Source organism: Xanthomonas sp. WHRI 10207 (genome assembly GCF_040202975.1).
Taxonomy (GTDB): domain Bacteria; phylum Pseudomonadota; class Gammaproteobacteria; order Xanthomonadales; family Xanthomonadaceae; genus Xanthomonas.
In genome coordinates this window covers 624335-644004 of the sequence record NZ_JBEGDX010000002.1, presented here as the reverse complement: position 1 = coordinate 644004, position 19670 = coordinate 624335, and the positions used below count along the sequence as shown (strand labels likewise).

At 66.3% G+C, this 19670-nt stretch carries 14 protein-coding genes and 1 other RNA gene; 11 read left to right on the top strand and 4 right to left on the bottom strand.

The features are described 5' to 3' along the window. Positions 1 to 24: 24 nt before the first annotated feature. Together tsaB and ABQU90_RS08395 are read left to right on the top strand one after the other, a co-directional pair. The gene (tsaB, locus tag ABQU90_RS08400; protein WP_311240119.1) at positions 25 to 744 is read left to right on the top strand and encodes a tRNA (adenosine(37)-N6)-threonylcarbamoyltransferase complex dimerization subunit type 1 TsaB; all 720 of its coding nucleotides are present in this window, start codon (positions 25 to 27) and stop codon (positions 742 to 744) included. Further along, entirely contained in the window at positions 741 to 1658 is a 918-nt protein-coding gene (locus ABQU90_RS08395) for an ADP-ribosylglycohydrolase family protein (RefSeq protein WP_323521390.1), read from the top strand. Before tsaB ends, ABQU90_RS08395 begins: the two co-directional genes overlap by 4 nt. Positions 1659 to 1878: 220 nt before the next feature. On the opposite strand, the gene ABQU90_RS08390 is transcribed toward ABQU90_RS08395, so the two are convergent. Further along, positions 1879 to 2754 carry an energy transducer TonB family protein gene (locus tag ABQU90_RS08390; protein WP_323521389.1) on the bottom strand — a complete coding sequence of 292 codons (876 nt, stop codon included), beginning with the start codon at positions 2752 to 2754 and terminating at the stop codon, positions 1879 to 1881. Beyond that, on the bottom strand, positions 2751 to 3701 hold the full coding sequence (gene gshB, locus ABQU90_RS08385) for a glutathione synthase (RefSeq protein WP_055849199.1): 951 nt from the start codon (positions 3699 to 3701) through the stop codon (positions 2751 to 2753). The genes ABQU90_RS08390 and gshB overlap by 4 nt, the downstream gene beginning before the upstream one ends. 237 nt (positions 3702 to 3938) lie before the next feature. Here gshB and pilG point away from each other — a divergent pair, with 237 nt between their 5' ends. From pilG to ABQU90_RS08340, 9 genes are all read left to right on the top strand, one after another. After that, positions 3939 to 4340, top strand: coding sequence for a twitching motility response regulator PilG (gene pilG, locus ABQU90_RS08380; protein WP_005913706.1), 402 nt, complete (start codon positions 3939 to 3941; stop codon positions 4338 to 4340). Between the two features lie 17 nt (positions 4341 to 4357). Continuing rightward, entirely contained in the window at positions 4358 to 4720 is a 363-nt protein-coding gene (locus ABQU90_RS08375) for a response regulator (protein WP_006450735.1), read from the top strand. Next, positions 4720 to 5250 carry a chemotaxis protein CheW gene (locus tag ABQU90_RS08370; RefSeq protein ID WP_046962985.1) on the top strand — a complete coding sequence of 177 codons (531 nt, stop codon included), beginning with the start codon at positions 4720 to 4722 and terminating at the stop codon, positions 5248 to 5250. The genes ABQU90_RS08375 and ABQU90_RS08370 overlap by 1 nt, the downstream gene beginning before the upstream one ends. Before the next feature lie 39 nt (positions 5251 to 5289). Then, positions 5290 to 7326: a methyl-accepting chemotaxis protein gene (locus ABQU90_RS08365; RefSeq protein ID WP_115554354.1), complete on the top strand. Its 2037-nt coding sequence runs from the start codon at positions 5290 to 5292 to the stop codon at positions 7324 to 7326. Between the two features lie 113 nt (positions 7327 to 7439). Next, on the top strand, positions 7440 to 14555 hold the full coding sequence (locus ABQU90_RS08360) for an Hpt domain-containing protein (RefSeq protein WP_323521388.1): 7116 nt from the start codon (positions 7440 to 7442) through the stop codon (positions 14553 to 14555). A gap of 7 nt (positions 14556 to 14562) precedes the next feature. Next, positions 14563 to 15750, top strand: a complete 1188-nt coding sequence (locus ABQU90_RS08355) for a chemotaxis protein CheB (RefSeq protein ID WP_323521387.1) — start codon at positions 14563 to 14565, stop codon at positions 15748 to 15750. A gap of 33 nt (positions 15751 to 15783) precedes the next feature. Beyond that, positions 15784 to 16263, top strand: coding sequence for a chemotaxis protein CheW (locus tag ABQU90_RS08350; protein ID WP_055849215.1), 480 nt, complete (start codon positions 15784 to 15786; stop codon positions 16261 to 16263). 297 nt (positions 16264 to 16560) lie between these two features. Then, positions 16561 to 17133, top strand: a complete 573-nt coding sequence (locus ABQU90_RS08345) for a GNAT family N-acetyltransferase (protein ID WP_323521386.1) — start codon at positions 16561 to 16563, stop codon at positions 17131 to 17133. 92 nt (positions 17134 to 17225) lie between these two features. After that, a non-coding RNA gene (locus ABQU90_RS08340) (sX9 sRNA) lies at positions 17226 to 17301 on the top strand. 4 nt (positions 17302 to 17305) lie between these two features. Here the strand turns inward: ABQU90_RS08340 and ABQU90_RS08335 are convergent. Together ABQU90_RS08335 and ABQU90_RS08330 are read right to left on the bottom strand one after the other, a co-directional pair. After that, on the bottom strand, positions 17306 to 19078 hold the full coding sequence (locus ABQU90_RS08335; protein ID WP_323521385.1) for a RodZ family helix-turn-helix domain-containing protein: 1773 nt from the start codon (positions 19076 to 19078) through the stop codon (positions 17306 to 17308). Next, a complete protein-coding gene (locus ABQU90_RS08330; RefSeq protein WP_055850350.1) occupies positions 19075 to 19647 on the bottom strand; it encodes a sigma-70 family RNA polymerase sigma factor in 573 nt (190 codons plus the stop codon). Before ABQU90_RS08330 ends, ABQU90_RS08335 begins: the two co-directional genes overlap by 4 nt. Positions 19648 to 19670: the final 23 nt, after the last annotated feature.

The window sequence follows — 19670 nt, the reverse complement described above, 5'->3', positions numbered from 1 at the left end:
CTTACTTCCTGCTGCGGTCCTGCCATGAACGTTCTCGCATTCGAAACCTCTACCGAAGCCTGTTCCGTCGCGCTGTCCGTAGGCGGGCGCGTCATCGAGCGTTTCGAACTGGCGCCACGTCGCCACGCGGAACTGGCGTTGCCGTGGGCCGAGCAGTTGCTGGCCGAAGCCGGCATCACGCGGCGTCAGCTCGATGCGATTGCGGTCAGTCGTGGGCCCGGCGCGTTTACCGGCGTGCGCCTGTCCATCGGCATCGCGCAGGGCATTGCATTGGGTCTGGATCGACCGGTGCTGGCGGTCTCCACGCTGCAGGTACTGGCGCTGCGTGCGCCTGCCGATGCCACGCATGTGCTGGCCTGCATCGATGCGCGCATGGGCGAGGTGTATGCCGGCGTCTTCGCGCGTCATGGCAATGGGTTTTTGGAACTGGCGCCGGAAGTGGTTTGCACGCCCGATACGCTGGTCGTGCCTGAAACACTGCACCGCTTCGCCGGAGTGGGCACCGGGTTCGCTGCCGCCGATGGTCTCCTGCAGCAGCGTTTTGCAACGCAGTTGAGCAGCGTCGATGCCAGCGCCTTGCCGCACGCCGCCGACCTGCTCACGCTGGCGGTACCGGCGTTGCAGCGCGGCGAAGGCGTGGCGCCGGAACGCGTGGAACCGGCCTATCTGCGCGATAACGTCGCGCTGACGCTGGTCGAGCAACAGGCCGCACGCGCAGCGAAGGCGGCCGCAGCCGCGCCATGACACGCGGCGATAGCGAGCGTGCGCGGTTTCGCGGCTGTCTGCTGGGTCTGGCGGTCGGCGATGCGCTTGGCACCACGCTGGAATTTTGCGCGCCCGGCAGCTTTGCCCCGATCGACGACATGCGCGGCGGTGGCCCGTTCGCGCTGCGTGCCGGCCAATGGACCGACGACACCTCGATGGCCCTGTGCCTGGCGCACAGTCTGCTGTATCGGCACGGATTCGATGCCGCCGATCAGATGAATCGCTACTGCAACTGGTACCAGCACGGTTACCTGAGCAGCACCGGCACCTGTTTCGATATCGGCGGCACCGTGCGGCAGGCGCTGGAGCGGTATCTGGATGGCGGCCCGGCCTTCAGCGGCAGCGAGGACCCGCGCACGGCCGGTAACGGCGCGTTGATGCGGCTGGCCCCGGTGCCGATGTATTACGCGCATCGTCCCGATGAATTGTGCGCGCGTGCCGCCGACAGTTCGCGCACCACGCATGCCGCCGCCGAAGCGCTGGATGCCTGCCGGCTGTTCGCGTTGCAGCTGCGTGCTGCGCTGCTCGGTGGCGAGCGTCATGCGGTGCTGCAGACGCAGTGCGACACCCTGGTGACGCCGGCAGTGCGCGCATTGGCCACGCGCGACCACGCGTCCGTGCCCGCGGCGCAGATCCGCGGCACCGGCTATGTGGTCGATTCGCTGTCGGCCGCGCTCTGGTGCTTCGCCACCACCGAGACGTTCGCCGATGCGGTGCTACGCGCGGCCAACCTGGGCGACGATGCCGACACCACCGCTGCGATCTGCGGCCAGCTGGCCGGCGCGTTCTACGGCGTCGACGGCATTCCGGCGGCCTGGGGCGAGCGGGTCCAGGATGCTGCCGAGATTGTGGCATTGGCCGACCAGTTGCATGCCGCGGCGCAGGTGGCCTGACTTACGCGGGCGACCGCTTGGCTGAACACACTGGCGGCCGCGGCCGGCTGCGATCCTTGTCAATGCTCCGCTCAATCAGCGCGGGCAAGGCGATCGGGCCGGCCTGCAGGTCGCACCCGCCTGAAGGGAAGCCGCACCAGCCCAAGGGTAAAATCCGCGTCTTGCCCGAACCGCAACACTTCGCATGTCGCGCGCAGATCGGTCGCGCCCCACCGCACCTTCAGCGGTCGTCGTGCAGCTCGCCGCCGGGCAGGAACAACCAGGTGCGCGTGACTTCCAGAATGTCCACGTCGTCTTTGGTCCTGGGCAGGGGCGGGAAGGGCTGGGCCAGCTGCACCACGCGCAGCGCGGCATCGTCCAGCGCCGGCACGCCGCTGGAGATCAGCACGCGACTGCTTTCCACGCTGCCGTCGCGGCGTACGCCCACGCTGATGACCACCTTGCCGCCCAGTCGGCGCCGACGCGCGTCGTCCGGATAATTCAGATTGCCCACGCGCTCGGCGCGATCCACCCAAGCGCGCAGATAGTTGGCGTAAGCGTATTCGCGGGTGCTGGCTGACACGAACTTGCGGTTCGGGCGCTTGGCGTATTGCTCCGAGCGCAGATGCACTTCGGCCGCAAGTCGGGCCATTTCCGCATCGCGCTGCACGCGTTGCGCATCGGCCGGGGTGAGCGGGTCGGTCTGCGGATTGGGTTGCGGCGTCGGCACCGTCTGCTCGCCGCGACGACTGCTCACCACGCGGGTCTGGGTCGGCTCCGGGGCCTGCACGCTGGTCGCGCGCTGCGCCTGTGGGGCAAGCCCGGTACGGTCCTGCGGCACCACGCCAGGCTGGCTGTCGCGCGGGCGCTGGGCGGTGTCGTGGTTGCCGCCGCCCTGCTGGTTGGCCTGGGCCAGGAAGTCGGCCTGCTTGGGCGTCAACGGCGTGCTGGTCTGGCTGAAGATCACATCCAGCGTCGGTACCAGTGGCGCGTCTTCGCTGATCGTAAAACCCACGCCCAGGATCAGCGCGGCGTGCAGCAACAGCGAGATCACCAGCATCGCACTCAGGCGCTGGCGCTCATCCATCGCAGCAGGCTGCGCCGCGGCCGTGCTCATTGCGCGGCGCCGGCCTCGATCGCGTCGAACAGCAGCCCGGCGATGTTCAGGCCGAACTGCGCGTCCAACTCGCGCACGCAGGTGGGGCTGGTGACGTTGACCTCGGTCAGGTAATCGCCGATCACGTCCAGGCCGACAAAGCGCATGCCGCGCCGGCGCATTTCCGGGCCCACCTGCGCGGCGATCCAGCGGTCGCGCTCGGACAAGGGCCGGCCTTCGCCACGCCCGCCGGCGGCCAGATTGCCGCGGAATTCATCGCCCTGCGGAATCCGCGCCAGGCAGTAGTCCACCGGCTCGCCATCCACCAGCAGGATGCGCTTGTCGCCGGCGGTGATGTCGGGAATGAAGCGCTGCGCCAGGGTCAGCTTGCGGTTGCCGTCGGTCAGCGTCTCCAGGATCACGTTGAGGTTGGGGTCGCCGGTGCCGCTGCGGAAGATCGAACGCCCCCCCATGCCGTCCAGCGGCTTGAGCACCGCTTGACCGTGTTCCAGCACGAAGGCTTTCAGCGCCGCCGCATCGCGGCTGACCAGGGTCGGTGGGCAGCACTGCGGAAACAGCAGCGCCGCCAGCTTCTCGTTGTAGTCGCGCAGGCCCTGCGGGTCGTTGACGATCTGCGCGCCGGCGCGCTGCGCCACGCTCAACACCTGGGTGTCGTAGACGAACTCGGCATCCACCGGCGGATCCTTGCGCATCAGCACCACCTGGCCGGGCCCGAATGCCAGTTCGGCGAACTCGCCCAGGGTGAACCAGCCGGCCTTGTCCTCACGCACGCTCAGTGGCGCGACCTGCGCCACCGCGCGGCCCTCGCGCAGGCTGAGCCCGCCCGGACGGACGTAATGCAAGCGATGACCACGGCGCTGGGCTTCCAGCAGCATGGCGAAGGTGGTGTCTTTGGCGATCTTGATGGAGGCGATGGGATCCATCACCACAACGACGTCGAGCAACATGGGGCTAAACCTTTCGAACAAGCTGCCGATGGTAACTTCAAGCGGTGGGCGATGGCGTGTCTGGCGGGTCGCAAATGCGCGACTTGCCGGTCCGGACGCACCCAGACGCGGTCGGAACGTCCGCCTGGCGGGGGCCCGGCAATGCGCCCTTGACAGTCAATGCGGGTCTTGGGATATACATGCAGTTTCGTAGCGACGTCGGAAGGGATGAAGCGTTGCGCGTCCGGGGATATTTGCATGAGTGAAAACATTGCTGCGGGTGGGGAACTCGCAGGACTGAAGGTGATGGTGATCGATGATTCGAAGACCATTCGCCGCACCGCCGAAACGCTGCTGAAGCGGGAAGGTTGTGAAGTAGTGACAGCGACGGATGGTTTCGAGGCACTGGCCAAAATTGCGGACCAGCAACCTCAGATCATTTTCGTCGACATCATGATGCCGCGCCTGGATGGGTACCAGACGTGTGCGTTGATCAAGGGCAACCAGCTCTTCAAGTCGACGCCGGTGATCATGTTGTCTTCCAAGGATGGCCTGTTCGACAAGGCACGCGGCCGCATCGTCGGCTCCGAGCAATATCTGACCAAGCCATTCACCCGTGAAGAACTACTGAGCGCGATCCGCACGTACGTCCACGCCTGACCAGGGGGAAAGGCAACATGGCTCGAATTATATTGATCGAGGACTCGCCCACCGATCGGGCAGTCTTCAGTCAATGGCTGGAAAAAGCTGGCCATACGGTTGTCGCCACCGACAACGCCGAAGCGGGACTTGAGCTGATTCGCAGCCAGGCGCCCGATTTGGTGTTGATGGATGTGGTGCTGCCCGGCATGAGCGGCTTCCAGGCAACGCGTGCACTTGCACGCGACCAGGCCACCAAGGACATTCCCGTGTTGCTGGTCAGCACCAAGGGCATGGAAACCGACAAGGCATGGGGTTTGCGACAAGGTGCCAGCGACTACATCGTCAAGCCGCCGCGCGAAGACGATTTGATCGCACGCATCAAACAACTGGTGCGTTGATGCGTTCTCCATTCGATATTCTTGAAGACTACGAGCGTCGTAGTCTTGCGCATGCCACGCCGCTGCCGGAACGCCAGTTCTCGGTCGATATCTGGCGTGGCGTCGGCTACCGGGTCGGTACCCGGCGACTGGTGTCGGATTTCCGCGAAGTGGCGGAAATCGTGCCGATGCCGCCGGTGACGCCGGTGCCCGGCGGGCAGCCCTGGTTGCTGGGCGTGGGCAACCTGCGCGGCAATCTGTTTCCGGTGATCGATCTGAAGCAGTTCCTGGAGGGCCGTCGCACGGTGCTGCAGGAAGGCCAGCGTGTGCTGATCATGCGGCAGAGCGGCGGCGACGTCGCGCTGACCATCGATGAGCTGTACGGCCAACGCAGCTTCGAACAGTCACAGGCGGTCGAGCCCGGCGAGTTGGCCCAGGGCCGCTACGCGCACTTTATCGACCGTGCCTTCCGCAACGAGACGCAGGACTGGGGTGTGTTCTCCCTGGCGTTGCTGTCGCGCACTCCTGAATTCCGGCAGGCCGCGGCCTAAGCCGCGACCCCGCCACGTCATACAGATCGAGGTCGAACCATGAGTACCGCCCCGGACGCCCGCAAGACCAACAAGCTCGGCAGCGTCAGCACCAGCTTCTGGCTTGGCTTGCTGGTGTTGTCGATGATCGTGTTTGGCGCCAATACCGGCGTCGCGACCTGGCAAGGCAGTCGTCTTGCCGGTGCCGGCACCGGCGCGGCCGACTTGCAGGTGCTCTCGCAGCAGCTGGCCAACTACGGCCGCGAAGCGGTGTCCGGCGATGCCAAGGCGTTTGCGGCCTTCAAGGAAACCAAGGGCCGCATCGACAGCACGGTGAGCGAACTGGATGGCCGGTACGGCCAGGAAGGCTCGGTGGCCAGTTCGATGGCGCAGCTCAAGGCAACCTGGGTGCCGCTCAGCAAGAACGCCGACCAGGTCATCGCCAGCGAACCGGCGGTGCTCGGTCTGGCCGGCAACGCCGAACGCTTTTCCGGCAACGTGCCGCAGCTGCAGGCGCAGTTGAATGAAGTGGTGCGCGCGATGACGGTCAGCGGCGCACCCGCATCGCAGATCTACAACACGCTGCAGCAGGTCGTGGTTGCCGGCACCATGGCGCGTCGGGTGACCGAAATGCGCGCCGGTGGCGCCAATGCCGCCGCCTCGGGCGACGCGCTGGCACGCGACTCGGTGGTGTTCACGCAGATGCTGGAAGGCCTGCGCGCAGGTAACGAAGAAATGGGCATCGCCGCGGTGCGCAACCCGGCCGCGTTGTCGGCGCTGGAGCAGTCGCAGGCGCAGTGGACGACGATGAAGAAGGACATCGACGCCATCCTCGCCACCTCGCGCAACCTGTTCGCCGCGCAGTCGTCGGCCGCCGCGCTGACAGCCGGCTCCAACAAGATGCTCGACGACAGCAAGAAGCTGTTCGATGCGTTCTCCGCCTTCGGTTCGGTGCGCGATACGCGCTTGTTTCCGAACTTCTGGCTGGGTGTGGTCTCCGGCCTGATCGCGTTGCTGGCCATCGTCGGTTTCGTGTGGAGCTCGGTGCGCGTACGGACCCGCGAGCAGGACGTGCGCTACCAGGCACAGGTGGAATTCAACAGCCGCAACCAGCAGGCGATTATGCGGTTGCTGGACGAAATCAGCTCGCTCGGTGAAGGCGATCTGACCGTCAAGGCCTCGGTGACCGAAGACATGACCGGCGCCATCGCAGACGCCATCAACTACGCCGTGGACGAGCTGCGTCACCTGGTGACCACCATCAACGACACCTCCGCCAAGGTGGCCGTGTCGACTCAGGAAACCCAGGCCACTGCGATGCAGCTGGCCGAAGCCGCCGGCCAGCAGGCCAACCAGATCACCACCGCGTCCGAGCGCATCAGCGAAATCGCTGCCAGCATCGAACAGGTGTCGCGCAACTCCACCGAGTCGGCCGAAGTGGCGCAGCGCTCGGTGGTCATCGCTGCCGAAGGTGCTGGCGTGGTGCGCGAAACGATTCAGGGCATGGACCAGATTCGCGACCAGATCCAGGAAACCTCCAAGCGCATCAAGCGCCTGGGCGAATCGACCCAGGAAATCGGCTCGATCGTGGAACTGATCAACGACATTTCCGAGCAGACCAACATCCTGGCGCTCAACGCCGCGGTGCAGGCGGCCTCGGCAGGCGAGGCCGGTCGCGGTTTCGCCGTGGTGGCCGACGAAGTGCAACGCCTGGCCGAACGCACCTCTGGTGCGACGCGCCGGATCGAAGGCCTGGTGCAGACCATTCAGGCCGATACCAACGAGGCGGTCAGCTCGATGGAGCAGACCACCTCCGAAGTGGTGTCCGGTGCACGCCTGGCCGAAGACGCCGGCACCGCGCTGACCGAAATCGAGCGCGTGTCCAACGCACTGAACAACCTCATCAAGAACATCTCCATCGCCGCACACCAGCAGTCGGCGGCGGCGACCGATATCACACAGACCATGGGCGTGATCCGTCAGATCACCAGCCAGACATCGCAGGGTGCGGAACAGACGGCCGACTCGATCGGCAACCTGGCTCAGCTCGCTGCCGATCTGCGCCGTTCGGTCGCCGACTTCAAGCTGCCGGCGTGACCACGACGCGGAACGGGAAAGGATCAGCAGATGGCGCGTAGTCGCATTACGTCGATGCAGGAAGTGACCGGTGACCGCGCAAGCGGTGAGCCGGCCGTTGTCAGGGGGCTGCAATGAGTGCGCTTCGCGATGCGATGAGCCACGCCGCACTGGGCTGGGTCAAGCCGGAGCTGGACGAAACGTTGCGCCAGGCGCGCAACGAGATCGAATACTTCGCCGAAGAACCGTCCGATACCAGTCGGATGCGGCTTTGCGCCGGTTACCTGCACCAAGTGCAGGGCACCTTGCGCATGGTCGAGCTGTACGCGCCGGCGATGGTGGCCGAGGAGCTCGAGCTGCTCGCCCAGGCCGTACAGGCCGGCGAAGTGGCCGACCGCGACGAAGCCTGCGCCATGCTGATGCGTGGCACCGTGCTGCTGCCCGATTATCTGGAGCGCTTGCAGAACGGCCACCGCGATATTCCGATTGTGCTGCTGCCGCTGCTCAATGAAATCCGCGCCACCCGTGGCCAGCCGGGTCTCAACGAGAGCGTGTTGTTCGCATTCGACCCGCAGGCCGGTGTTGCCACCGAAGCCGAGCTGGATCACGCGCGCGGCAGCCTGTCTGGCCGCAACCGCGAACTGCTCGATACCGTCGGCAGTGCGGTCAAGGAAGAATTGCTGCGCGTGAAAGACGCGCTGGACCTGCACCTGCGCACCGGCGGCGACATCGCCGAGCTGCAGACCCAGGTCAAGGACCTCGGCAGCGTTGCCGACACCCTGGGCATGATGGGTCTGGGCGTGGCACGCAACGTCGTCGTGCAGCAGCGCGATGCACTGGCACGCGTGGTCGATGGCCAGGTGCAGATGGACGAAGGCGTGCTGCTGGATATCGCCGGCGCGCTGTTGTACGTGGATGCGTCGCTGGACGATCAGGTCGCCAGTCTTGGTGCCGACATCGGCGACGGCAATGAGGCCGGCAACAGCGCCACCTCGGCAGAAGTGCGCCGCACCGTGGATGTGCTGGCGCAGGAAGCGATCGCCAATTTCGGTGCGGCGCGCGAGCATTTCGTCGCCTTCATCGAAACCAATTGGGATCACGCGCGTCTGACCGATGTGCCGCATTTGCTCGGCGAAGTCGGTGGTGCCTTGCGCATCCTCGAACTGCCGCAGGCCGCCGATTATCTGGAAGGTGTGCGTCGCTACGTCGATCTGGAGTTGATCGGTAAGCAGCGCGTGCCCAGCGGCCGCCAGCTGGATACGCTGGCCGACGCGATGGCCAGCCTGGAGTACTACCTGGAAGCCCTGCGCGAGCGCCGTCCCGGCCGCGAAGAGATTCTGGACATCACCCGCAATAGCCTGGAAACGCTGCGTTATTGGCCGCTGCCGTCGGGCCAGCCGTCCGAATTGCCGGTCGGTGCCGACCAGCCGGGCAACGTGGCAGAGTCGCAGCCGGTCGCTGCGTCGCTCACCCAGCACGCCGGCACGCCGGAAGCGGCGGCCAACGATGCGGCGCCTGTCGCGTCGCTGGAATGGGCCAACGAAACCGTGGTCGAAACGCCGTTCGCGGCCAGCGTGGTGCACGACACCGGCGCTGCGGCCACCGATACGGTGTTCTCGTTCGACCCGGTGGCCGCAGAAGAAACCCTCTCCGGGCAGGCGCACGTGCCGTTTACGGTTGCGCCGCTGGATCTGTCCGACGACGGTGCGCACGCGCCCGGTGACTGGCAGCTGCAAACCACCGAACAGACCACACCGATCGCCACGTCTGCGTTCGACCCGGTATCGGCCGAGCAGGACAGCCACGCGCCGAGCGAGGCCGCGCAGGTCAGCTACACCGTGGATCTGAGCGCGCTGGAACAGGAGCAGGCCGCTGCGCCTGCGGTGGCCGAGACGACGCTGCATATCGAGCAGATCGATCTGCCCGGCGATGCGGACCAGGTCGACGCGCCGCTGGACTTCATTGCCGAGAACGAAGCGCGCCGCGCGCAGATCAGCATCGACGATGCGTTCTCGCCGCCGCCGGCTCCGCCGCAGGAACTGGACGATCCGTTCGTCGAGTCCGCGCCCGATGACGCACAGGATGCGCCGACCGACGCCACTGCCGAGCAGACCGCTGCGCGTGTGCAGCAGGCGACCGTCAGCGAGTTCGAACTGGACGATGCATCGTCTGCCTTCCTGGCACAGCTCGACGCTGCCGCCGCGCAATTCGACGTGGAGCGTCCGCAGGATGCATCGGCACGCAGCGACGCAGCGTCCGACGCCACGCCGGTGCAGGCCGTGAGCGAACCGGCTGCTGCCGATGCCGATGCCGGCATTTTCGGCGGCTTTGGCGACAGCGATATCGACGACGATATCCGCGATGTCTTCCTCGAAGAATTCGACGAAGAGCTGGTCAACCTCGGGCAGTTGCTGCCGGTCTGGCGCGCTGCGCCGAATAGCCCGGAACATCTGCGCCCGATCCGCCGCGTCTTCCACACCTTGAAGGGCAGTGGGCGTCTGGTGGGTGCCAATGTGCTCGGCGAGTTCAGCTGGAAGGTCGAGAGCATGCTCAACCGCGTGCTCGACAACTCGCGCCCGGCCAGCCCGGCGGTCGTGGCGATGGTCGAGCTTGCCTACGAGGTGCTGCCGCAATTCAATGCAGCGCTGCGCGACCAGGGCCGCATCAGTGCCGATCTGCCGGAAATCCAGGCAATCGCCGAGCGGGTTGCCGCTGGTGAAGAGATCTATTACGTGCCAGCCCCGGTCACGCCGGTGGCTGACGAGACTGCTGCGATTCCTGCGATTCCTGCGATTGCCGGTGCGTTTGTCGCCAGCGGCGGGACCCCCGCATCGGTGGACAGCGTGCTGCGCGAGATCCTCGAAGCCGAAGTCGCCACGCATCTGGAAACGGTCAACGCCTGGTTGCAGGCCACCCAGGCCGAGCCGCAACTGGCAACCGAAGAATTGTTGCGCGCCGTGCACACCATGAGTGGCGCGTTCGCGATGACCGATGTGCCGGAAATCACCTTGGTGACCTCGCCGGCCGAAAGTTATGTCAAGCGTCTGCTGGGGGCGTCGCAAACGCCATCGCAGGACGGGATCGATGCGATCACGGCCACGGCCGCAGCGATCGCCACCACGGTCACCGCACTGCGCGCCGATGCGCCGTTGATTCCATCGTTTGCGCCCCTGACCGAGCGCTTGCGCGCGTTGGTGGACACGCTTCCCGAAGCGCAGTGGCCGCCGCAGGCGTTCCTGGACGAGCTGGACGACCTCGACGCTGCCAGCGATGAAGTTGCCGCCAGCGAAGCGGTCGAACTCACCGGCGTGGAAGATCTGTCGCAGTACCTGGACTCCAGCGCACTGCCGGCCGATACCGCCGCACCGGCGCATCCGTCCGACCAGTCGCAAGACGCCGACGCACACGCCGAGGCACCGATTGCGGTGGACGAGCTGGCCGAGGCCGAGGCGAACGAATCGCTGCAAGCACCTGCAGCGAGCGATGCACAGGCCGTAGCGCTGGAGCAGGACACTGCATTTGCCGCGTCCGATGCCGCGTCCAGCGATGGCGCCGCAGCGGTGACGCACACAGAGCAGTCCGAACAGCTGCATGGCGATGCCGCGCAGCACGACGAAGCGGCCTTGCAGGCCGCCGAGACGCACGACACCTCCGATGAGCCGGCGGTCGAAGCCGACGCCTGGGATGCCACTGAACTGCAGCACGCCGAGACAGCGGAAACGGCCTTGCAGCCTGCAGACCATGCCGAAGCTGCAGCGACTGAAGCGGACGTCGCTTCCGATGCAACGCCTTCCGCTGCGTCCGACGCGGCAGAACATGGCACGCACGCAGACGATGCCGTTGCGGTAGACGAGCTGGCCGAGGCGGAAGCCACTCTGGGCGAATCGCAGACGCTTGCGCCAGTGGCCGATACCGACACGGTTGCAGACGAAGCAACTGTCGAAACCATCGACGCATTGGAAGCAGTGCACGCCGATGCGCCGGTCGCCGACGAAGCGCCTGCCGCAATCGCCGAAGACTGGACCCCGGAAACCGCGGCGCTGGACAGTGTCTCGACCGATCAGGAGGGTCAGTACGCCGATCAGGGCCACCTCGACCACGTTGCTGCGTCGTCCGAGCATGACGCCGGTGCGCAGGATCAGCATGCCGAGCACGTCGCAGACCAGGGCTCAGAGCACGCCGAGTCGCTGCAGGCGCACGACGCCGATGCACAGGTCAGCGAACAGGAACAGCACGCCGCGCAAGCGGACGAGCACGCAGGGTCGCAAGGCCATGCGGACGCCGAGCAGCTTGCGCATTCCGAAGCGCAGACGGCGTCCGACGCACCGTCGCAGTCGGACGCGCAAGGCGAATCGAGCGAGCAGCTGGATGCGATCGAACAGGCGCAGCCGGACCAGCTGTCGCACGACGACGCGTTGACTGCAGAGACTGTCGACGAAGCCGCGCAGGCGGACGTCGAGCATTTGGACGCAGCGCACGCAGAGGCCGAGCATGCCGACGCGCAGCAGGCCGAGACGGCGCACGCCGATGAGGCAGTGTCGGAGCAGACCATCGAGTCGGTGCAGGCGTTCGAAATGGCGCATGCGGCCGATCAGGTCGAGGAATCGGGTGATCCGCAGTCCGAGATTGCGCCTGAGTTGCATGATCAGATCGAGCATGACCAGATCGCGACGGCCGACGCCGATGCGCAGCATGACGACGCGACCGCAACGCGCGATCAGCTCGAACACCCGGAGCATGCAGAGCACGTCGACGCCGGCGAGCATGCAGACCACAGCGCACCCGACACCGAGCACGCAGACGCCGAGCACGCAGACACCGAGCATGAAACCACCGCAGCCGCGGCCTTCAGCGCACCGGTGGAAGACGCCGCGCCGGTCGAGACGGCCAGCAACGAGGTGGGCGCCGCGTTCGATATCGGTCCGCTCAACTTCGATCGCCTCGATGGCGAGCTGATCGACATCTTTGTCGAAGAAGGCCGCGACCTGCTGGACCATTGCGATGGTCTGATCGCCCGCATGCGCGAAGTGCCGGAAGACCGCGAGGTCCTCAACGGACTGCAGCGCGATCTGCACACGCTCAAGGGCGGCGCGCGCATGGCCGGCATCAACGCCATCGGCGACCTCGGTCATGCGATCGAATCGCTGCTCGAAGCGGTGGCGGCCAACCGTACCGACATCGATCGCGACGACGTGCGCTTGTTCGAACGCGGCTTCGACCGGTTGCATCAGTTGTTGACCCGCACCGGCATGCACCGCGCGGTGTCGATGCCGACCGACCTGGTGGAAGCATTCGAAACCCGCACCCGTGGCCGCGATGCCGCCCCGCCCAGCGACGCCGATGTCCGCGCGATCGCCAAGGCGTCGGTGGAGCAGGCACCGTTGTCGGCGCCGATCCCGGCCGAAGGCCAGGTCGAAGAAGAGTTGATGCCGCGTGCACAGCAGGAACAGGTGCGCGTGCGTGCCGACCTGCTGGACCGCTTGGTCAACCATGCCGGCGAAGTGGCGATCTATCGGTCGCGTCTGGAACAGCAGTTGGGTGCATTCCGTGGCGCCATGGGCGAACTGGATCGCACCAACGCCCGTCTGCGCGACCAGTTGCGGCGTCTGGATCTGGAAACCGAAGCGCAGATCGTGGCGCGTTATCAGCGTGAGCAGGACCAGGGCGATCGCACCTTCGATCCGCTGGAACTGGACCGCTTCTCCACCCTGCAGCAGCTCAGCCGCGCGCTGAACGAATCGGCCGCCGACTTGGGCGGTCTGCAAGGTGTACTGGAAGACCTCTCGCGTCAGTACGACGGCTTGCTGCAACAGCAGTCGCGCGTCAGCTCCGAGCTGCAGGACGGCCTGATGCGTGCGCGCATGGTGCCGTTCGACGGCCTGGTGCCGCGTCTGCGCCGTGTGGTGCGCCAGGCGGCCAGCGAGACCGGCAAGCAAGTGCATCTGCTGCTGGAAGGCACCCAGGGCGAATTGGACCGTAACGTGCTCGACCGCATGGTCGCGCCGTTGGAACACATGCTGCGCAACTCGGTTGCGCACGGGCTGGAAACGCCGGAACAGCGGCGCGACGCAGGCAAGCCGGAAGAAGGCAATATCGCGATCCGGCTGCGCCGCGAAGGCTCGGAAATCGTGCTGGAAGTGGCCGACGACGGCGCCGGGCTGGACCGCGAGGCGATCCGTCGCCGTGGCGAGCAGCGCGGCCTGATCGAACCGGGCCAGGAGCTCAGCGAGGCCGAACTAGATGGTCTGATCTTCGCCTCCGGTTTCAGCACCTCCGAACAGGTCAGTCAGTTGTCCGGCCGTGGTGTGGGCATGGACGTGGTGCGCAACGAAGTGCGTCAGCTCGGCGGCTCGGTGGACATCCACTCGGTACGTGGGCAGGGAGTCACCTTTACGCTGCGCCTGCCGCAGACGTTGGCGGTCACCCAGGCGGTGTTCGTGCGCATCGGCGAGACGACGTTCGCGGTGCCGGTGGGCTCGGTCAGCGGTATCGGCCGCATCTCGCGCACCCGTTACGAGTCGGGTGAGGGCGGTTACCACTACGCCGGCGAGGAGTATGTGCTGCACGATCTGGGCTCGCTGGTCGGCCAGCCCGTTGCACGTGCCGATGGTCAGGCGCAGGTGCCGTTGCTGCTGGTGCGTGCGGGTGATCTGCGCGCGGCAGTGGCGATCGATCAGGTGCTGGGCAACCGCGAAATCGTGGTCAAGCCGGTGGGCCTGCAGATCGCCTCGGTGCCGGGTATCTACGGCGCCACCATCACCGGCGATGGCCGCGTGGTGGTGATCCTGGACGTGGCGCCGCTGGTACGTCGTTACCTCAGCCAGCCGGCGCGTCCGACGCTGGAAACCCCGGCCGAGGCGCAGCGCCAGGTGCCGTTGGTGATGGTGGTCGACGACTCGCTGACCATGCGCAAGGTCACCAGCCGCGTGCTGGAACGTCACAACCTGGATGTCACCACCGCCCGCGACGGCGTCGAGGCCCTGGAACTGCTCGAAGAGCGCGTTCCGGATCTGATGCTGCTGGATATCGAAATGCCGCGCATGGACGGCTACGAGCTGGCCACCGCGATGCGTGCCGACCCACGCTTCAAGGCGGTGCCGATCGTGATGATCACCTCGCGCAGTGGCGAGAAGCACCGCCAGCGCGCCTTCGAGATCGGCGTGCAGCGCTACCTGGGCAAGCCTTACCAAGAGTTGGATCTGATGCGCAACGTGTATGACCTGCTGGGGATCGCTCGTGTCCGAGACTAATGGCGCAATGGGAACTCCGGTCGCCCTGCTGGGCCGGCCGGGTGAGGCGCGCGAGCGTCTGCGCGAAGCGCTCGGCCTGGCCGGTGCGCAGGTCGTGCTGGAAGACGAACCGTCTGCGGTAGACGTGCAGATGTTGCGCGACGCCGAGCCGGTGGCGGTGCTGGTCGCGCTGGAACCGTCGATCGAAGACGCGCTGGAGGCGTTGGAGCCGGCCTTCAACATGCCTGGCGTGACGGTAATCTTCGACGAAGCCGAACTCACGGTGCGCCGCGAGGGCTGGGAAGCGCAGCGTTGGGTACGCCATCTGGCCGCCAAGCTGCACGGCCATGCCGATGTGTTGCCGCCGGGCACCGAAAGCGAACCCTCGCTGCAACCCGAGCCGGGTCTGACCCTCGCCCCGCGGCAGCATTCGGACCTACAACTCGATCAACATCTGGAAGCGGCCGCGCATGCCTTCGAAAGCATGCCGGGTGATGCCATGTTTACGCGCGCTGTCGATCACGCGCAGACGCCTGCCGCTGCCGACAAGCCGAGTACGACGCTGGGCGATTCCAGTACCTGGGGTCTGGTCGACGAGGTTGCCGTGGTGGTGCGCCCGCGTACCGAAGTGGACGTGGCAGCGCTGTCGACCGGCGGCTTGTCGCTGGTGGATCTGGAACACAGCGGCGAAGTGACCGGCGCGGTGCTGGTGATGGCCGGCATTGGTGGGCCGGATGCGATCCGCCGGCTGCTGGCGGCGCTGCCGCCTAACTTCCCGCGTGCGGTACTGGTGCGCATGACCCTCGATGGCGGCCAGTACGGCAACCTGGTGCGGCAGATGGGGCGCGTCTCCGCGTTGCCGGTCGAGCTGGGTGAGCCGGGACAGGTCGTTTCGCCGGGCAAGGTCTACGTGTTGTCCGACGAAATTGGCCTGCAGCAGCACGCAGGTGCACTGGCCTTCGTGGCGCATAGCGATCCTGCGGCGCTGATCGCGGCGCTGCCGGCCACCGACAGTGCAGTGCTGATGCTCAGCGGCGCCAACGAGACGCTGGTGGATGCATCGCTGGCATTGGCCGAGCAGGGTGGCTGGTTGGCCGGTCAGTCCGCCGACGGTTGCTACGACCCGGCCGCTGCGGCGCGCCTGGCACGACAAGGCATTTTGACCGGCGATCCCGCGCAGTTGGCGCAGGCGTTGGCACAGCGTTGGCCGGCGTAAGCCGGGCGCTCCCTCTCAGATCGGAATGGTGCGATGAGCTACGCCAACAATGACGAAATCCGCGGCGTCCTGATTCAGGCCGGCACCGAGCGGGTACTGCTACCGAACGCCACGGTGGCCGAGGTGATGTCGCGCGTGGCAGTCGAAGCGCTGCCGGACATGCCGCGCTGGGTGGTTGGGCGCATCGACTGGTACGGCTGGAAAGTGCCGCTGCTGTCGTTCGCACGCCTCAGCGGCTTGGGCGACGAACCCACGGCCGTCAACAACAAGGTGATCGTGCTGAAGGCGCTGGGCGGCAATCCCGTGCTGCCGTACTTCGCGTTGCTCACTGCCTCGTTCCCGCAGCTGATCTCGGTGCCGCGTGACGGCTTGCTGGCCGACGCCTCGGAAGACGCGCTGCCGGACGGCGTGCACATGCGCGTGTTGCTTGGTGAGCAGAGCGCGCTGCTGCCGAATCTGGACGCCATCGAGTCGCAGGTGGCGCAGGCGCTTGCCTCGGCTGCCGCCGCCTAGCGCAGCCGGCACAGCGACACCGCAGCCGTCGGACCGGCGTGTGCGGTGCTCTCCTTCGGCAGGGCGTGCGCGCAGAGTGCAGCCTCTGTGTGATCTCCAGATCCAAGCGGGGCATGCACGCAGCGTGTGGATCGCCGCGCTTGAAACGACTGGAATCCAGGCGATGCGTCTGCGGTCACGTGCATGCGTTAGCGCGGCGGGTGGACGGTTCGGCGTCAGCGTTGTGGATTTCGCATCGCGCTGCGCAGCTGGCGCTGATCGATACGATGCGCGATATCGCGATTGTAGAGTGACGTCATGAGCCTGCCCGCCTTCAAGCCCGTGTGCCATGCGGACGGTGTGGTGTTGTCCGATCTGGGCAACGCCGACCCCGCCGCAGTGGCCGACTATCACGCGCGCAACCGCGGCCATCTGATCGAGGCGATGCCGCTGCGGCCGCCTGCGTTCTACACCGTCGAAGGCTGGCGCCGGTTGTGCATCGCCTACCGCGCGTCGGTACCCGGTGAGCGCGAACTGCAACTGGTGCTGTGTGCCGGGCCAGACGTGATCGGCACGGTGGGCTTCACCCAGATTCAGCGCGGGGCGTTTCAGGGCTGTCATCTCGGCTACGGGCTGGATGCGTCCCATCAGGGGCGCGGTTTGATGCAGTGGGCCGCCACGCAGGGCATCGCGTTCGTGTTCGGGCCGCTCGGGTTGCATCGAGTCATGGCGCAATACGTGCCGGACAATGTGCGCAGCGCGCAGGTGCTGGCGCGGTTGGGCTTCCAGATCGAGGGCCGCGCGCGACGCTATCTGCAGTTGAACGGCGTCTGGCGCGATCATGTGCTGACCAGCCTGCTGCGCGAAGACGGGGAGTTCGACGTGGAGTGAGGTGTGCCGCATTCTGCTGGCGATAGCGGATGCTTGCGATAGCGATAGCGATAGCGCGGCATCGACCGGCGCGACCGGTGGTCTTAGTCGACATGGATCACTTTGACACTGCGATTCCTGTGCGCCGTCCACAGTCGCCTGCCGTCTGTTCGCTACGTTTTGTTGGCTGCACTCACTTCGGTTGCGTTGGGCTCACCGTTTCGACGCGCACGCGGTCTGTTGGCAGGCGTGGGTCGCGGGCGATGTCCAGTTGCGCCGGTACATTGCGCTTGCTGTATGCCTCGCGCAGTTGATCGAGCCACTGTCGGAACGCGTTCGCCTCGGGATCTGCCGTCCAGATGCGCAGCTGCACCGGCCCACGTTGTCCGGCAGGCAGCGCGTGGTCGAGCCACGTATCCGGCGAGGTCGTCAACGCAAGCAAGTGCACCGGCTTGGAGGATCTTGCGGCATCGTCTGCGGCGCTGGCTTGCGGAGCAGCCACTGTTGATGCCTGCACTGGAGTCTGCGCTGCGGTGTGTTCTTGCACGGGTTGTTGCGCGGCAGCGTCTTTCTGCAACGGCGCGCGTTTGATCAAGGCGCGCGACAGCTGCGTATCCTGAGGCGCCCGGGAGACCACTGCAGCGGCTGGCGTGGAGTGCGCAGGGTTCCCCGCGTCCAATTGCCCGAATGGCTGCATGTCGTTTGCCGGTGTCGCAGAGGCAAACGCAGGCGCAGCTGCCGGCTTCGGTTTGTTGAGTACGCTCGCCTGCGCGGCATTGGCGGTGTTCGGCACAGCGGCGTTGCGATTTGCGGACGGAGACGGCATCTCGGCGACTGATGCGCTGACGGACGGCGCAACCGGTGCAGGTAGCGCCGGCAGCGCAAGGTCGGCGGCAGGGGCTGCTGCGATTGGCGCGGGTTCGGAAGGTGCTGCGGCCGGCGCCGGGGGAGCCGGAACGACAACCAACGACTCCACAGGTTGCGCGGGCGCGGGCATCGGCGGTGGCGCAAACGCTGGCGGCGGCGGGGCAGAAGCGGGTTGATGCATGCGTTCTTCGACCGTGCTATCAAAATCTGTTGACGCTGATGCGGGCGCGGGTTCTGGCTGCGGAATCTGAGGCAGCGGTGCCTGATTGTCCGGGGCCGATCTTGTTTGCGATTCCGCTTCGGCCTGGGCCTGGGCTTGATCGGCTGGCATAGCCGCAGCCGGCGCAGCCTGCATCGATGTTGTCGGCGGCGCAGTTGCTTGCCATTGCAGGCCGACGCCGACTGCCAAGGTGACCGAGGCCGCCAGCGCCAATGCCGGCATCCAGCGCTGGCGACGTGCGCGACGCGCGACAGGGGGATGCGCACGCGTTGCATCGTTTGCTTGCGCTGTATGGCCGGGCTGCGCGGTCTGCGAGGTGATCGGTGACGTCGCTGCTACCAGCACTGGAGCCAGCGACGTATCACCTGGTGCAACGCTGGAGGACGAGCGACTCGCCGTCTGCGTCGCCTCCACTGGCGCAGTGCCATCACCCACAGACGCATCGGCGCCATCGGTCTCCCGCAACGCAGGCGCGGCGACATGCGTGGCTGTGGACGTCACCGGCAGCTGCTGCTGCAACCAAGCGCGCGTGCTGTCGTTTACCGGCGCACCCAGTGCCTGCGCCGCGTCGTCGCCGTCTGCCAGTCGTGCGTGGATGGCGGCGCGCTGTGCGGCCTGTGCTTGCTCCGCCTGCGCGGCAGCGGCAGCGAAGATGGCGCCCATCGTTGCCGGTGGTTCGAACTGCAAGGTGTCTGCTGCGTCTGCCGATGTTGTCTGCGCCGATCCAGGCGCAGCGCTATTGCGCGTGCTGTCGGCCTGCGCAGCGGCCTGCGCAAACCACGCTTGCATGCGGTCGGGAGGTGCGTAGGCCGGTAATGCACCCAGCAACGCGGCCAGGCCATCTTCGCCAGCAATAAAGCGCTCGAAAAGTGTGCTCACTGCGCGGCGTCCAGGCTCAGGCGCAATTTGGCAAACGCATAACGCAGCCGGCTTTTGACGGTCTCGAAGCCTTCGCCGACCACCTGTGCGATGTCTTCGATGGCCAAACCTGAGAAGAACCGCAGCACGATCACTTCGCGTTGTGCATCGGGCAAGGCCATCACCGCGCTGCGCACACGATGTTGCTGCTGGCCCAGCATTGCCAGCTGCTCGGTGGACAGGTCGTCGTCGGGCAGGTGCAGATGGCTGTCGTCCAACGGCACCGAGGTGGCGACGTAAGCACTACGACGCGTGTCGATCCACGCATTGCGCGCGATCTGGAATAGAAAACTGCTGAAGGCGGCTTGCTCGGGGCGGTAGTCGCTGCAGCGGGTCATCAGCTTGAGCCAGGTCTTCTGTGCCAGGTCTTCGGCCTCGCCGACATTGCCCTCGCACTGCCACGCCAGAAAATTGAACAAGGCGCGGTTATGCCGCTTGAACAGCTCGGTGGCCGGCTGTTCGACAAAGCCATTGGCGACGAGGAGCATGAGCTCCTCGTCGGGAAGATGCGCAAGATCGGCAGGATGCATGCGCGCAGTATAGGCAACCGCTG